We start from the raw sequence: 14,108 nt of genomic DNA, 5'->3' as shown, positions 1-14,108 counted from the left end.
TGATCTTCAAACGGGAAGGAACACCAAATGCGTGTCTATTACGATCGTGACGCCGATCTCAATCTGATCAAGGGCAAGAAGGTCGCCATTATCGGCTATGGCAGCCAGGGCCGGGCGCATGCGCTCAACCTCAAGGATTCCGGCGTCAAGGAGATCGCCATCGGTCTGAAGGCCGGCTCGGCGACCGCCAAGAAGGTCGAGGCCGACGGCCTCAAGGTCATGAGCGTGGCGGATGCAGCCAAGTGGGCCGACCTGATGATGATGGCGACGCCCGACGAATTGCAGGCCGACATCTACAAATCGGAAATCGCGCCGAACATCCGCGATGGCGCCGCGATCGCCTTCGCGCACGGCCTCAACGTGCATTTCGGCCTGATCGAGCCGAAGTCGACGGTCGACGTCGTCATGATCGCGCCTAAGGGCCCCGGCCACACTGTGCGCGGCGAATACCAGAAGGGCGGCGGCGTGCCGTGCCTTGTCGCCGTCAACCAGGACGCTTCGGGCAACGCGCTCGATCTCGCTCTGTCCTACGCCTGCGGCGTCGGCGGCGGCCGTTCGGGCATCATCGAGACCAATTTCCGCGAGGAATGCGAGACCGACCTGTTCGGCGAGCAGGTGGTGCTGTGCGGCGGCCTGGTCGAGCTGATCCGCGCCGGTTTCGAGACGCTGGTGGAAGCCGGCTACGCGCCGGAAATGGCTTATTTCGAGTGTCTGCACGAAGTGAAGCTGATCGTCGACCTGATCTATGAAGGCGGCATCGCCAACATGAACTACTCGATCTCGAACACCGCCGAATGGGGCGAATATGTTTCGGGCCCGCGCATCATCACCGCCGACACCAAGGCCGAGATGAAGCGCATCCTGAAGGACATCCAGACCGGCAAGTTCACCTCGGAATGGATGCAGGAATATCGCGCCGGCATGTCGCGCTTCAAGGGCATCCGCCGCAACAACGACAGCCACCAGATCGAGGAAGTCGGCGCCAAGCTGCGCGCCATGATGCCGTGGATCGCCAAGAACAAGCTGGTCGACAAGGCGAAGAACTAAGGCGATCCACGTCTTTTGCCTGCGCGTCCTCGGGCTTCGCCCTGCGGTCGCGCGGGTGACCGCCAAGAACAAGCTGGTCGACAAGGCGAAGAACTAAGAAGCTTGCTCCAATTCTACCCTGCCGGCCATCTGCCGCGGGTTTCTGCGCTTCCGGTGCTCACGGACTTAGATGTCCGCTCCGCTCCGGTTCTCGAAACCCGCACCAGCTGACCCGGCAGGGCGAATTGTCATCAACCTTCCGGTTGCTGGAGTTCAAGCCAGCGGAGAAATCCGCTGGCTTTTTATTTTGCAAAGTGGACGTTCTTCAGCCGTAGTGCCAGTGCGGCTTGGGCTCGGTGCCGGTGAACTCGACGCCGATGCGGTCCTCGCGGCGCCAACGCACTACCGCCTTGTAGCCGATGCCGTCGACCGGCACATAAAGCAGGAATTCGTCCGGCACGCGCGCATCGATCGGCACTTTCAGCTCGGCGCCGTTCGAGTGCATGTTGCGCACCGTGCATCTCACCTCGGAATTGTTGATGCCAGTCAGGATCGCCGCGCCCTTCAGCACGCGTTGCCTGTGTTGGTTTCTGTGTTCGTTTTCGGCCATGGCGGGTACGTCTCGCACCCCGTTCGCGCGAATCGTCATATTGGAGGACATCGGCATGGATGAATAGAAGCCGCCGATGAATTTAGGGTTATGGGCCGGTAGCGAGCACTGGTTGCGGCAAAAGCAAAACGGCGCCGGGAAGGGCGCCGTCTGCTTGTCTGTGCCGGCGGCGCCGCTCAGCTATAGGGCGACCAGCATTGCTTGCGAGGACCGTAGTTGGGCTGGAAGGTATTGTCCCAGGCGCGATACGACCGGTAGCGGTCGTAGCACCAGCGGACATGCGCGCTGGACAGCCGCTCGGTCCGGTAGATGCGCCGCGGCTGAACGTAGCGCGGGTAGGGATCGTAATAGTAGGGGTCGTAGTAGTTGTCATAGGCCAGGCTGCCCAAGCCCAGGCCGAGGCCCAGCCCAAGGATCGCCGCATCGCTGTCTCGGAAGTGCCGGCGGTGATGCCGCCAGCGCCAGTCGCCGCCGCCATCCCAGTTGCCGCCGTCCCAATGGCGCGAGAATTGACGGTCGCCGCCACGCCACCTGAAGTCGCCGCCACGGTGACGCCAACGCCAGTCCGGGAAGCCGCCGCCATTGTTGTTACCGCCGGCCCAGCTGTCGCGCACCGGAATGATCGTCGGCGCGGCAGTGCTCGTCGCGACGCCGAGATCGGGTTGCAGGATCGGGCCGGCGACCGACTGTGCCGTCACACCCGCAACGAGGCCCAGGGCCAGGAGCCCGGATGTCAGGGAAGAAAAAAGCGGTTTCATTTCACTCTCCAAGGAGCAAAGGCCCCACGCCCAGCACACCCCGGGGAAAGGCCTATTGTTGGAACTTTCCGTCTGAACGGAGGATGAACGGAAAGGTTCCGTCAACCATGGCGAGCATCGGCCTGGCTCTTGTTTTCGCCCTCGCTTGCGGGCAAAGGTCACGGCCATGTCGCTGCGCCTCGCCACCTTCAATGTCGAGAACCTGATGAACAGGTTCGATTTCTCGGGCTACCGCAACCAGCTCAATGAAGACCGCACGCTGGCGCTGTTCGACATCCAGAGCGAGGCCGAATACCGCATCCTCGAGCAGGCCCGCGCGATCGCCCAGTCCGACGACACGCGCCAGTTGACGGCACTCGCCATCGCAGCCACCCGCGCGGACATCATCTGCATGCAGGAGGTCGACAATATCGAGGCGCTGAAGGCTTTCGAATATGGCTATCTGTTCAAGATGGTCGGGCGTGGCTACCGGCAGAAATACACCACCGCCGGCAACGATACGCGCGGCATCGATGTCGCCGTGATGATGCGCAACGAGACCACGCAAGGGCAGCCGATCGATTTCGTGCGCATGACCAGCCACGCCTATGTCACCTTCGAGCAGTTCGGGCTGTTCACGCCGGAGCTTGCCACGCTCGGCTATCTCGCGAACGAGCGTATCTTTCGCCGCGACTGCCTGGAGATCGACCTGAGGATCGGCGGCGCGCCGTTGACGCTCTATCTCGTGCATTTCAAGTCGATGGGGCCGCCGCGCAACGGGTTGGACGGCCGCGAGGCGTCAATGCCGCTGCGCATTGCCGAGGCGCAGGCAGTGCGCCGCATCATCGAGGAGCGTTTCGGCAAGGATCATGCCGCGGACAAGCGCTGGGCGATCTGTGGCGACATGAACGATTACCGGCAGCGCGTGAAGATCGACGGCGACGCCATAGACGGTTACCGTTTCGAGGTTGTCGACGAAGCCCGCTCCTCGATCGACGTGCTGACCGCCGGCGGCTTTTGCGAGAATGTCGTCGAGCGGCGGCCGGAGATGGACCGCTGGAGCTTCTACCACACGCGCGGCCCTGAAGAGCGGCATCTTTGCCAGCTCGACTATATCCTGCTGTCAAAGGCGCTGGCCGCGAAGAACGCCACCGCCGTCCCCGACATCATCCGCAACGGCCAGCCCTGGCGCACCATCTTTCCGCCCGGTCAGGAAGTGGAGCGTTTCCCGCGCGCCGGCTGGGACAGGCCGAAAGCGTCGGACCATTGCCCGGTGACGATCACACTGGACATGGCGTGACGCTCGTGAGTTTCGACTTGCCGCGCAATGTCATCCTACCGGTCGATGCGGTCGACGTCCGCCTCGATCCCGGTCCGCATCCCTTCGCGCTGACCAATGCGGCGGCGATCGCAGACAACTGGCGGCGGGAGACAGCCGCCAATCCGGCGCTGTTCGACGGCACGGTGGTGCTGCTTTCCGAGCTTGCTTACCGGGACGGCCGCCTCATCGGCCGCTGCCATGCGGTCAACTATTCGACCTTCATGCTGTGGCGCAAGCGGCGCGAGAATTCCGGCGCCGAGCACGCCTACGCGCATGCCATGCTGGTCGCCGGCGACAATGCGCTGGTGGCGATCCGCATGGGGTCGCACACGGTCAATGCCGGCCGCGTCTATTTCGCCGCCGGGTCCTTCGAGCCGATCGATTTTCGCGACGGGCTGGTCGATGTCGACTTCAACATGATCCGCGAAGTGGGCGAAGAGACGGGCATCGATCTTTCGACGGCCGAGCGTGGGCGGCGCTGGCACGCGCTCTCGACGCCGAGCGGCACGGTGATCTTCCGCCGCTACCATGTGACTGAGCCCGCCGATGAGCTGGCGCGGCGCATCACAGCCTTCGTCGCGACCGAGACGGATCCGGAGATCGAGGGGCCGGTGATCATCCGTGACGCCAGCGATCTGCCGGATGGGTTGATGGGGCATATGAAGCCACTGATCGAGTGGCATTTCGCTAGCCACGGCTAACGCCGCTGGGCGTCCCGACGTCAGTAGTCGATCTGGCTATTCGTGCCGCAGCGCGTCGATCGGGTCGAGCCTCGCGCCGCGCAGCGCCGGGAAAAAACCGAACACCATGCCGATCAGCGCCGAGAAGCCGACGGCGAGCAGGATGACGGCAGGGCTTGGCGCGAAAGGTATCGTCAGCGCCATCGAGGCAAGGCCGGCCAGCAAAAGCCCGATCAGGATGCCGATGATGCCGCCAAAGAGCGACAGCACCGTCGCCTCCACCAGGAACTGGATGAGGATGTGTTTTTCGTGCGCGCCGATGGCCAGCCTGATGCCGATCTCGCGCGTGCGCTCGGTGACCGACACCAGCATGATGTTCATGATGCCGATGCCGCCGACCAACAGGCTGACGCCGGCGACCGCGCCCAGCATGCCGGTCATGGTGGTGGTGGCGCTGGTCATCGCGTCGGCGATCTGGGTCATGTCGCGTATGGCGAAATCGGGATCGCGGTCCGGCGTGATGCGGCGCGTGTCGCGCAAAATGTCCTCGACGCGCGGCTGCAGTTCGCTGGTCGGCGTGCGGTCGTCGGCGGCGATATAAATGTTGTCGATGTCGCGGTTGCCGGCGATGCGGCGCTGATAGGCGTGCAAAGGCATCAGCACGACATTGTCCTGGTCCTGGCCGAAGCCGGTATAGCCCTTGGGCTCGAGCAGGCCGATGATCGTGCAGGAGGTGCGGTTGACGCGGATGATCTCGCCTTCGGGATCGCCGGCGCCGAAGAATTGCTGGCGCACCGTCTCTCCGATCAGACACACGCCTGTGCCGGCGCGCGTTTCGGAATCGCTGAACGGCCGCCCCGACACCAGCCTCCAGTCGCGAGCATCGAGATAGGCGCTGTCGGTGCCGGTGACGCCCGAGGTCAGGCTTTCGGTGCCGAAGATGACGCGGACCTGTTTTTGCGAGGCAGGCGAAATTGCGCGCGCGCCGCTGAGATGCGCAACCAGCGCGGTCACATCCTTTTCGGCCAGCGGCCGCGTCACCTGATCGAGGCCCCCCGGTCCGCCTGGTCCCGCGGGCCGGCCGGCGCGAACGACGAGCAGGTTGCTGCCAAGCTTGGAAATGTCGGCCTTGACCTTCTCCGTCGTGCCGGAGCCGATGGTGAGCATGGCGATGACGGCCGCGACGCCGATGACGATGCCGAGCAGCGTCAGGAATGAGCGCAATACGTTGCGGCGGATCGAGCGCAGCGAGAGGCGGACGGTCTCCCAGATCATGCCGCTTCCTCCGCTTTCAAGGTGTCGGAGGCGACATGACCGTCGAGGAAGCGGATGGTGCGGCCGGCATAGTCCGCGACATCGGCCTCGTGGGTGACCATGACGATGGAGAGCCCGAGATCGGCGTTGAGCCTGGTCAGCAATTCCATGATTTCGTGCGTGCGCGCGGTGTCGAGATTGCCGGTGGGTTCGTCGGCGACGAGCAGCGTCGGCCTGGTGACGATGGCGCGGGCGATCGCAACGCGCTGCTGCTGGCCGCCCGAAAGCTCGGCCGGGGTGTGGTGCTCGCGCCCGACCAGACCGACCTCGGCCAGCGCCTGCATGGCGAGGTCGCGGCGCTCGCGCGCGGCAACGCCGCGATAGATCAGCGGCAGCTCGACATTTTCAGCGGCGGTCGTGCGCGGCAAGAGATTGTAGCCCTGGAAGACGAAGCCGACATAAAGGTTGCGCAAAAGCGCGCGGCGGTTGCGGTCGAGGCGGCCCGCATCGACGCCCATGAAAGAGTAGGTTCCGACCGTCGGCGTGTCGAGGCAGCCGATGATGTTCATCGCTGTCGATTTGCCCGAGCCTGAGGGACCCATGATGGCGACGAACTCGCCACGCCGGATGGCGAGATCGACGCCGGCCAGCGCATGCACGCGGGCTTCGCCCTCGCCGTAGCTCTTCCAGACCTTGTCGAAGGTGATGAGCAGCGGAGCCGACATGTCGTCAGCTCCGCTGCTGCGCGCCGGTGATGACTTGCGCGCCGGCGTCGAGGCCGGACGTGATCTCGGTCAACTCGCCGTCGGTCGAGCCGATCCTGACGTTGATCGGATGCGGCCGGCCATTCTCCAGCACATAAAGCGTGCGCGAGCCGTCGGTCGGGGCTTTCGTCGCCTCGCGCTGCCGGTTGGGACGGCCCATGCGGCCGGTGAACAGGTCACTGAAGCTCCAGCCGCGCGTCTGCTGTTGCATCGGGCGATAGCGGAAGGCCGTCGAGGGAACGGTGAGCACGCCCTTGGCCTGCCTTGTGACAACAGAGACCGTCGCCGTCATGCCGGGCCTGAGCAGAAGCTCACCATTGTCAACTTCGAGACGCGCTTTGTAGGTGACGACGCCGTCGGTGGTGACCGAGGCGTAGGAGATGTCGCGGATCTCGGCGTCGAAGGGGCGATCCGGGAAGGCGTCGACGGTGAAGCGGGCGTGCTGGCCGGGCTTGACCTGGCCGATATCGGCCTCGTCGACCGCAGCCTGTAATTCCATGTTGCGAAGGTCGGCGGCGATGACGAAGAGCACCGGCGCCTGCAGCGAGGACGCGACCGTCTGGCCGGGATCGACCGAGCGCGTCAGCACGATGCCGTCGATCGGCGCATAGATGGTGCTTTTGGCAAGATCGGTCTGCTGCGCCTTGAGGTCGGCCTGGGCGATGGCGAGATTGGCTTCGGCGCTGTCCAGCGCCGCCTTCGAGCGATCCCGCGTCGCGGTCGCCGCTTCGAGCGACTGGTCCGTCGCCATGCCGCGCTTGGTGAGCGCGCTTGCGCGTACAACCGCGTTCTCGTTTTCCTGCAAGGTCACCTTGGCGTTCTCGACGGCGGCAGCCGCCGCCTTGGCGGAGGCGGTGGCGCGCTCGAGCTGGACCTCCAGCTTTACGGTGTCGAGCGTCGCCAGCACGTCGCCCTTCTTGACCTGCTGGTTCTCACTGGCCGCGACGGAGCGGACGATGCCGGAAAGCTCGCTGGAGATGTCGACCTGGGTCAATGGCTGCAGCGTGCCGGTGGCCGATACCTCGACGGTGAGGTCGGTGATTGCCGCAGGCACGGTGGCGTATTCAATTTTGGGGGGTGCGGCGGCATACCATCGATAGAGGGCAATGCCGGCCGCGACGACCGCTACCGCCAGGATCGCGTAGAGCCAGAAGCGGCGTCGCTTGCGGCTTACGCCCTTGCGGTCGAGCCCAAGCGCGGCCTCTATGGAAGTACCGGATTCCGCGCTTGGCGGATTGACAATCTGGTCCACCCCGGACCCCTATGCTGAAAATCGATGTCCCTATCCGTGCACAGATCAGGCCTTAAGGTCCGAATTTCAAATTAAATTTCCCTCATGTTGGGATTGAGGCGGAAATTCGGGGCGAGGCGAAAGGTTTTCTCCATGGCGCGCAATTACTTGCTCTACGATGTGTTTACCACCGAAAGGCTGGCCGGAAATCCGCTTGCGGTGGTGCTCGACAGCGATGGGCTCGACACTGCCTGCATGCAGGCGATCGCGCGCGAATTCAATCTTTCGGAAACGGTATTCGTGTTGCCCGCCGACAATCCAAAGCACCGCAAGCGTATCCGCATCTTCACGCCCGACTATGAAATGCCTTTCGCCGGGCATCCCACGGTCGGCTCGGCAATCGCGCTGGCGGAACTCGCCGGGGAGGCGGCCGGCATCTTCGTGCTGGAGGAGAATATCGGGCCGGTACGCTGCGCGGTGAGCAAGCATGACGGCTCGACCTTCGCCGAGTTCGACCTGGCGAAATTGCCGGAGCCGCTGGAGCTCAAGGCCGACCCGGACGCGATCGGCGCGGCACTCGGCCTTGCCCCGCACGAGATCGGCTTCGAGAATCACCGCGTCGCCTTCTGGTCGGCCGGTGTGCCTTATGTGACTATTCCGGTTGCCGGCCTGGCGGAGGCGGCCAAGATCAGGCTCGACAACCAGGCATGGTCGGAATTGGCACCCCGCAAGAGCGAATGGGCCTTCGCCAGCCCGTATGTCTACTGCCGCGAGACGGTCCATCACGACAGCGGCTTCCATGTGCGCATGATCGTGCCCGGTACCCCGTCCTACGAAGATCCCGCAACCGGTTCGGCCGCGGCGGCCTTTGCCGGCGCGATCATGCATTTCGATGCCCCGACCGACGGCACCTCGCAGCTCTGGATCGAGCAGGGGCTGGAAATGGGCCGGCCATCGCGCATTCGGCTCGAGCTTAATGTCGATGGCGGAAAACTGGCCTCCGCGCGCATCGGCGGCCATGCGATCAAGGTCGCGGAAGGCAGGCTGTTTGTCTGACCGGTGCGGCCTTTTTGAGCGAGCATGATCTTTTCCGAAAACCGGTATCCACTTTTCGGGATCATGCTTCAGCGATTTGTCGGGAAATGATCGGGCAGGGCTAGACATGACCGAAGGCGGCGGCTATATGCGCCGCCGACGCTGGTTTTCCAGCGGTGTGGGTGTGTAGCTCAGTTGGTAGAGCAGCTGACTCTTAATCAGCGGGTCCACAGTTCGATCCTGTGCACACCCACCATTTAATTCCTTGTTTTCCTAGCGCTTTACGCCTGCCGAGAAGACTTTGTCTTTTCCGGATCCCGGCACCGGGTTCGAACCGGAGACAGGAAGAGCAAAGCCACCGTTATGCTAGAGTCTGCCCCCCGTGGGTATGGACGCTTTCGCTCATGCGCAATATGGATGGGATGCAACCTGTCGTGGCGCTCCCGTTTTCGCTGCGTCGCGAAGGAAGACGACGAGACGTTCGTTCAATGATGCTGCGTGGGGCGAGTTGGTCTTTTGATTGACGCCGCCCTGCAAAAGTGTCGATTTCAGGGGAACTGGTCATGACCGACAACAAGCCGGCCGCAGACGTCACCAAGGATTGGCAAGCAACGCAGGGCCAGAAATCCGCCGCCACGCGCCTCCGCCTTTTCGCCGCGCTCTCGTGGATCGTCGCCATTGGCGGCGAGATTGCCGGGATCTTTTTGTTCTACAAGCACAAGTTCGACCAGGGGAACCTGCCGCTGCTGATCGGCATTCTGGTCGGAATCGCGATTTTCGCAATCGCCGGCAACTTGCTGTGGAAGGCAGCCAACCGGCACGACCCGGCCCGGGCATCCGACACGGCCAGCTTCTTCTTCCAAAACCAGCTCGGCGCGATCATCACGCTGATTGCCTTCCTCCCCTTGATCTTCCTTATCCTCACCGACAAGAACATGGATCCGCAGACCAAGAAGGTCGCCGGCGGCGTCGGTGCCGCGCTGGCCGTGCTCGCGACGGTAATGGGGGTCAGCTTCAAGCCCCCGTCGGTCGAGCAGTACACCCAGGACATGAACTCGTGCGCGGCCCAGATCAGGGCGGGGCAGCCGACCACGGCCTGTTCGCCCGAAGTCGCCGCCCAGGCCCAGGAGATCGCCACGGATACTTCCGCGGTGACCGCGGCGACGAAGGACGCGAGCCACCCTGCAGGCCAGGATGTCGTGTACTGGATCGCGCCGGAAAACGGAGCCGCGAAGTCCTCCGAACCACATGTTTTCCATCTATGCGCCGCCGTGAGTCCGCTGAAGGACAAGACTGTGAACAGCGGCTCCGTGACGGAAGCCTATGCGCAGAACGCCATCCGCATCACGAAGCAGATCGAGATGGAACAGAAGCAATGCGGGTTCGCCGCCTCGCAGTGAACCTGCCCGCAAGATCGCCCGCGCAGCAGCCGGGTGACATTGCGCCTTCGACCCTTCGAAGACTGACTGGGCGTTTCACCGTTTCGCGCGAACGGCGAAACGCCCTCTCTCTGTTCTACTTCTCCGAAACACCGGCCTCGGCGAAGCTCGCCATCCGGGCATGGCATTCCAGCGCCGAGCGAACGATGTTGACGGCAAGGCAGGCGCCGGAGCCTTCGCCGAGCCGCATGCCGAGATCGAGCAGCGGCGGCAGGCCGAGCGCTTCGAGCAGGCGGCGGTGGCCGGCTTCGGCCGAGACATGGGCCGCGACGGTGTGGGCGAGGCCGGTCGGGTGGAGCCTGGCCAATGGTGCGACCGCGGCGGTGCACACAAAACCGTCGAGCAGCACCGGCACGTTGTTCTTGCGCGCGGCGAGCGTGGCGCCGAAGATAGCCGCCAATTCGCGCCCGCCGAGAGCGGCAGCGATCTTCAGCGGATCGGAGAGCGAATCGGCATGGCGCTTGAGGCCGGCCTCGATGGCGACGACCTTGCGCTGCAGCCCGGCGTCGTCGACGCCGGTGCCGCGACCCGTCCATTTCTCGGCGCCGCCGCCAAAGAGGGCGGTGGAGATCGCCGCAGCCGGTGTCGTGTTGCCGATGCCCATCTCGCCGAAGCAGACGAGGTCGAGGTCGTTGGTCACGGCGTCATAGCCGGCGGAGACGGCGGCGAGGAATGCCTTTTCGTCCATCGCCGGAACCTGCGTGAAGTCGCCGGTCGGATGCTCGAGATCGAGCGGGATGACGTCCAGCTTCGCGCCGGCGATGCGGGCAAGCTGGTTGATGGCCGCACCGCCGCCGGCGAAATTCGCCACCATCTGCACCGTGACTTCAGAAGGATAGGCCGACACGCCCTGCGCGGTGACGCCGTGATTGCCGGCGAAAACAAAGACTTTCACCGCATCGAGTTTCGGCATGTCGCGGCCCTGCCAGCGGCCGAGCCAGGCAGCGATGGTTTCCAGCCGGCCGAGGCTGCCCGGCGGCTTGGTCAGTGTGTCCTGGCGCTTGGCGACGGCGCCGGCGGCCGCATCGCTGCCGGCGGGGAGGTCGAGGCAGGCGGCGCGAAGATCTTCGAGCGATTTGAAGGCAGTCGATTGGGGGGACATGGGGGCAAGGTCTCCGAAAGAGAGTCAGGAAAGGCAAACGGAAGCGGTAAGCAGCACCGCGATCTCGCCGAGCTGCTGCAGCGCGCCGATCGTGTCGCCGGTCTGGCCGCCGATCTGGCTGAGGCAAAGCGCGCGGAAGGCGGCAAACAGCAGGCCGAGCAGTATGAGCGCCGCGATCGCGCCGCCAAGGCCGAGCGCCAGCAGCGCCACCGCGCCGAGCGCCGCGCCGACGATGGCGGTCTCCGTCGTGACGGAGCCGGCATTGGCCGACAGGCCGTCGCTGCGAGCCGGCGGCAGAAGATGCATGAAGGCGCCGAACAGGCCGCGTGAAGCCGCATGCGCGGCGAGCAGCGCCAGGACGACGTGGCCGGGGCCGGTGAGTTGGGACAGCGCGCTCCAGCGGATGAGCAGCGAGATACCAAGCGCCGCGGCGCCATAAGCGCCGATGCGGCTGTCGCGCATGATCTCCAGCTTCCTGTCGCGTGTCCGGCCGCCCCAAAAACCGTCGGCGATGTCGGAAAGCCCGTCCTCGTGCAGGCAACCGGTGACGAGCATCGTCGCGGCGAGCGTGAGCGCCGCGGCCGGGCCGGTGGCGAGGCCGAGGACCGTGGCGATGGCGTAGACCAGCGCGCCGATGATCGCCACCGCGAGACCGGCAAAGGGCGCAGCCCAGATCGCGTCGGCAAGGCTGCGGCCGCCGAAATCGCTCGATGGCAATTTCAGCCGGGTGAAGAAGATGAGGCTGAGGCCGATATCGTCAAGCACTCGCCGGGGTGCGGAAGGGCCGTTCATGCGCCCCTCGCTATGGCATGGAAAAAAGTGCCGCTGACATGGCCGCGCCGGTAGCCGGAAGCGCCAAGCGGGTTGCCCTGGCCGTCGGCAAGGTCGGCCAAAGGCTCGTCATTGCCGGTAGCGGTCATCTGCGCATAGTGGAATTCATGACCGCGGATCAGCGTTCCCTCCGGTCCCAAAGGACAGGCGGCGCGCAGCCGCGCCTCGCGATAGCCGAGGTTCATCTTGCGTTTGGCGAAGCTGGTCGAATGGCCGAGCAGGCCGAGCATCTTATGGCTTTGTCCATCCGCGTCTTCCAGCACTTCGCCCAGCACCATGAAGCCGCCGCACTCGCCATGAACCGGCTTTGTCGCTGCAAAGCGCGCCATACCTGTGTGGAAATTCGTCGCGGCCGCGAGCTTGCCGGCATGCAGCTCGGGATAGCCGCCGGGCAGCCAGCAAACATCGCAGTCTTCAGCCGGCGCCTCGTCGGCAAGCGGCGAGAAGGGCACGATCTCGGCGCCGGCCTTGCGCCAATGCGTCGCGACATGCGGATAGAGGAAGGTGAAGGCGGCGTCCTCGGCCATCGCGATGCGCTGCCCGGGCGGTTGCAGCGCGTCACCGAAGTCGCCGGCCGTCGGCTCCAGCGGGGTAGCCAGCGCCAGGATGGCGTCGATGTCGAGCGACTTCTCGACCATGTCCGCCAGCCGGTCGAGATGCGCCATCAGGTTTTCGTATTCGCCGGCCTGGACGAGGCCGAGGTGCCGCTCCGGCAGATTGAGCATCGGATCGCGCAGGATGGCGCCGACCACGGGCAGGCCGATCGCCTCGATCGCGTCGCCGGACAGACGGCGGTGGCGTTCGCTGCCAAGGCGGTTGAGCACGACACCGGCCATGCGGACATCCGGGTCGTAGGTGGCGAAACCCTTGGCCACCGCCGCCGCCGTGGTCGACTGCCCGGAGACGTCGAGCACCAACAGCACCGGCAGGCCATAGAGCCGGGCGAGATCGGCGGCCGAGCCGGAGCGGCCTTCCGGCGCGGGGATGCCGTCGAACAGGCCCATTGCGCTTTCGAGGATGACGTATTCGGCGTCATCCGTTGCCTGGCTGGCCAGCGCGTTGAGCAGGGAAGGCGACATCGCCCAGCTGTCCAGGTTGACGCCGGAAAGGCCGGTGGCGGCGGTGTGGAAACCGGGGTCGATATAGTCCGGTCCGGACTTCGCGCCGCGCACTTTCAGGCCGCGCCGGGCGAGCGCGCGCAACAGGCCGATGGTGACGCTGGTCTTGCCCGAGCCGGAGCGTGGCGCGCCGATGATGATCGCGCGCGCCGTCATGCGCCGCCCGCCAGTGCCGCGCGCATGGCGACGATGCCGCCGACGACGATCAGCGCCGGCGAAGCAAGCCCGGCAGCTGCGGCCTCATCGGCGATGGTGGCGAGCGTGGCGACGACGATGCGCTCCTGCGGCGTCGTCGCCGCGACGATCACGGCGGCGGGTGTCGATGGCGCGAGGCCGCCGCCCAGCAGCTTTGCCGCGATCACCGGCAAATTGGCCATGCCCATATAGACGACGACCGGCTGTCCGGTGCGGGCGATCGCGGTCCAGTCGATGTCGTCATCGGTGCCGGCGGCGTGGCCGGTGGCGAGGATGACCGCCTTGTTGATGCCGCGCATGGTGGCGGGAATGCCGGTGGCGGCCAAAGCGCTGAGCCCGGAGGTCAGGCCGGAAAGCACCCGGAACGGAATGTCTTCGCCCGCCAGGGCCAAGGCCTCTTCGCCGCCACGCCCGAAAATATAGGGATCGCCGCCCTTGAGGCGCACGACACGGCGGCCCTCGCGCGCCAGCCGCACGAGAAGGGCATTGATGTCGTCCTGCTTCATCGAGGGCTGGCCGCCGCGTTTTCCGGCGTAGAAGAGCTCGGCGCCCTGAGCGACCGCCACGACGTCGGGCGAGACCAGCGCGTCATAAACCAGCGCGTCGCATTGCCCGAGCGCCGCCAGCACCTCAAGCGTCAGGCAGCCGGGATCGCCCGGGCCGGCGCCGGCCAGCCAGACATGGCCAGGCTCCAGTTCGCGCGGCTTGAAGTTCAGCCGCGCCAGCGCCTGCTCCAGAGTTGCCCGTCCGTTCATATTGGCGCTG

At 65.2% G+C, this 14,108-nt stretch carries 14 protein-coding genes and 1 tRNA gene; 6 read left to right on the top strand and 9 right to left on the bottom strand.

Annotated features, from left to right (window positions below; all coding sequences use genetic code 11):
* Positions 1-27 precede the first annotated feature (27 nt).
* On the top strand, positions 28-1,047 hold the full coding sequence (gene ilvC, locus WDX12_RS31820; protein WP_320295212.1) for a ketol-acid reductoisomerase: 1,020 nt from the start codon (positions 28-30) through the stop codon (positions 1,045-1,047).
* A gap of 304 nt (positions 1,048-1,351) precedes the next feature.
* Here ilvC and WDX12_RS31815 read toward each other — a convergent pair whose 3' ends face one another.
* Positions 1,352-1,636 (bottom strand): PilZ domain-containing protein, encoded by a 285-nt coding sequence (locus tag WDX12_RS31815; protein ID WP_041008222.1) that lies wholly within the window; start codon positions 1,634-1,636, stop codon positions 1,352-1,354.
* Positions 1,637-1,812: 176 nt separating this feature from the next.
* Positions 1,813-2,394: a BA14K family protein gene (locus WDX12_RS31810; RefSeq protein WP_434723285.1), complete on the bottom strand. Its 582-nt coding sequence runs from the start codon at positions 2,392-2,394 to the stop codon at positions 1,813-1,815.
* 166 nt (positions 2,395-2,560) lie between these two features.
* On the opposite strand from WDX12_RS31810, the gene WDX12_RS31805 reads away from it, so the two are divergent.
* Complete coding sequence (locus WDX12_RS31805; RefSeq protein WP_434723284.1) at positions 2,561-3,673, top strand: endonuclease/exonuclease/phosphatase family protein; 1,113 nt, start codon at positions 2,561-2,563, stop codon at positions 3,671-3,673.
* Between the two features lie 5 nt (positions 3,674-3,678).
* Positions 3,679-4,395 (top strand): hypothetical protein, encoded by a 717-nt coding sequence (locus tag WDX12_RS31800; RefSeq protein ID WP_434725739.1) that lies wholly within the window; start codon positions 3,679-3,681, stop codon positions 4,393-4,395.
* A 36-nt stretch (positions 4,396-4,431) separates the two neighbouring features.
* Here the strand turns inward: WDX12_RS31800 and WDX12_RS31795 are convergent, their stop codons facing one another.
* Genes WDX12_RS31795 through WDX12_RS31785 form a run of 3 tightly spaced genes read right to left on the bottom strand, consistent with a single transcriptional unit; the run spans position 4,432 to position 7,644 of the window.
* Positions 4,432-5,649, bottom strand: a complete 1,218-nt coding sequence (locus WDX12_RS31795) for an ABC transporter permease (protein ID WP_434723283.1) — start codon at positions 5,647-5,649, stop codon at positions 4,432-4,434.
* Complete coding sequence (locus WDX12_RS31790) at positions 5,646-6,353, bottom strand: ABC transporter ATP-binding protein (RefSeq protein ID WP_320295216.1); 708 nt, start codon at positions 6,351-6,353, stop codon at positions 5,646-5,648. The genes WDX12_RS31795 and WDX12_RS31790 overlap by 4 nt, the downstream gene beginning before the upstream one ends.
* A 4-nt stretch (positions 6,354-6,357) precedes the next feature.
* Positions 6,358-7,644, bottom strand: a complete 1,287-nt coding sequence (locus WDX12_RS31785) for an efflux RND transporter periplasmic adaptor subunit (RefSeq protein ID WP_434723282.1) — start codon at positions 7,642-7,644, stop codon at positions 6,358-6,360.
* Between the two features lie 132 nt (positions 7,645-7,776).
* Here WDX12_RS31785 and WDX12_RS31780 point away from each other — a divergent pair, with 132 nt between their 5' ends.
* The 3 genes from WDX12_RS31780 to WDX12_RS31770 all read left to right on the top strand — a co-directional run bounded on the left by WDX12_RS31780 (position 7,777) and on the right by WDX12_RS31770 (position 10,058).
* Entirely contained in the window at positions 7,777-8,679 is a 903-nt protein-coding gene (locus WDX12_RS31780) for a PhzF family phenazine biosynthesis protein (protein WP_434723281.1), read from the top strand.
* 159 nt (positions 8,680-8,838) lie between these two features.
* A tRNA-Lys gene (locus WDX12_RS31775) sits at positions 8,839-8,914 on the top strand.
* 307 nt (positions 8,915-9,221) lie between these two features.
* Entirely contained in the window at positions 9,222-10,058 is an 837-nt protein-coding gene (locus WDX12_RS31770; RefSeq protein ID WP_434723280.1) for a hypothetical protein, read from the top strand.
* A gap of 115 nt (positions 10,059-10,173) precedes the next feature.
* On the opposite strand, the gene cobT is transcribed toward WDX12_RS31770, so the two are convergent.
* From cobT to cobA, 4 genes are read right to left on the bottom strand one after another with little or no spacing between them, the layout of a single operon-like run.
* Complete coding sequence (gene cobT / locus WDX12_RS31765) at positions 10,174-11,199, bottom strand: nicotinate-nucleotide--dimethylbenzimidazole phosphoribosyltransferase (RefSeq protein WP_434723279.1); 1,026 nt, start codon at positions 11,197-11,199, stop codon at positions 10,174-10,176.
* A 24-nt stretch (positions 11,200-11,223) separates the two neighbouring features.
* On the bottom strand, positions 11,224-11,991 hold the full coding sequence (gene cobS, locus WDX12_RS31760; RefSeq protein WP_434723278.1) for an adenosylcobinamide-GDP ribazoletransferase: 768 nt from the start codon (positions 11,989-11,991) through the stop codon (positions 11,224-11,226).
* A complete protein-coding gene (locus tag WDX12_RS31755; protein WP_434723277.1) occupies positions 11,988-13,304 on the bottom strand; it encodes a cobyrinate a,c-diamide synthase in 1,317 nt (438 codons plus the stop codon). Before WDX12_RS31755 ends, cobS begins: the two co-directional genes overlap by 4 nt.
* Positions 13,301-14,098, bottom strand: coding sequence for a uroporphyrinogen-III C-methyltransferase (cobA, locus tag WDX12_RS31750; RefSeq protein WP_434723276.1), 798 nt, complete (start codon positions 14,096-14,098; stop codon positions 13,301-13,303). Before cobA ends, WDX12_RS31755 begins: the two co-directional genes overlap by 4 nt.
* Between the last annotated feature and the right edge of the window lie 10 nt (positions 14,099-14,108).

The sequence above is a fragment of the Mesorhizobium sp. RIZ17 genome (genome assembly GCF_051127865.1).
Taxonomy (GTDB): domain Bacteria; phylum Pseudomonadota; class Alphaproteobacteria; order Rhizobiales; family Rhizobiaceae; genus Mesorhizobium; species Mesorhizobium humile.
This window is presented reverse-complemented; position numbering and strand designations above follow the sequence as displayed.

Excerpts from the sequence above, each read along its gene's own strand:
- WDX12_RS31810 (WP_434723285.1), bottom strand. The coding sequence starts at position 2,394 with ATGAAACCGCTTTTTTCTTCCCTGACATCCGGGCTCCTGGCCCTGGGC.
- WDX12_RS31815 (WP_041008222.1), bottom strand. The coding sequence starts at position 1,636 with ATGGCCGAAAACGAACACAGAAACCAACACAGGCAACGCGTGCTGAAG.
- WDX12_RS31795 (WP_434723283.1), bottom strand. The coding sequence starts at position 5,649 with ATGATCTGGGAGACCGTCCGCCTCTCGCTGCGCTCGATCCGCCGCAAC.
- cobS (WP_434723278.1), bottom strand. The coding sequence starts at position 11,991 with ATGAACGGCCCTTCCGCACCCCGGCGAGTGCTTGACGATATCGGCCTC.
- WDX12_RS31780 (WP_434723281.1), top strand. The coding sequence starts at position 7,777 with ATGGCGCGCAATTACTTGCTCTACGATGTGTTTACCACCGAAAGGCTG.
- WDX12_RS31790 (WP_320295216.1), bottom strand. The coding sequence starts at position 6,353 with ATGTCGGCTCCGCTGCTCATCACCTTCGACAAGGTCTGGAAGAGCTAC.
- WDX12_RS31770 (WP_434723280.1), top strand. The coding sequence starts at position 9,222 with ATGACCGACAACAAGCCGGCCGCAGACGTCACCAAGGATTGGCAAGCA.
- WDX12_RS31805 (WP_434723284.1), top strand. The coding sequence starts at position 2,561 with ATGTCGCTGCGCCTCGCCACCTTCAATGTCGAGAACCTGATGAACAGG.
- cobA (WP_434723276.1), bottom strand. The coding sequence starts at position 14,098 with ATGAACGGACGGGCAACTCTGGAGCAGGCGCTGGCGCGGCTGAACTTC.
- ilvC (WP_320295212.1), top strand. The coding sequence starts at position 28 with ATGCGTGTCTATTACGATCGTGACGCCGATCTCAATCTGATCAAGGGC.
- WDX12_RS31755 (WP_434723277.1), bottom strand. The coding sequence starts at position 13,304 with ATGACGGCGCGCGCGATCATCATCGGCGCGCCACGCTCCGGCTCGGGC.
- cobT (WP_434723279.1), bottom strand. The coding sequence starts at position 11,199 with ATGTCCCCCCAATCGACTGCCTTCAAATCGCTCGAAGATCTTCGCGCC.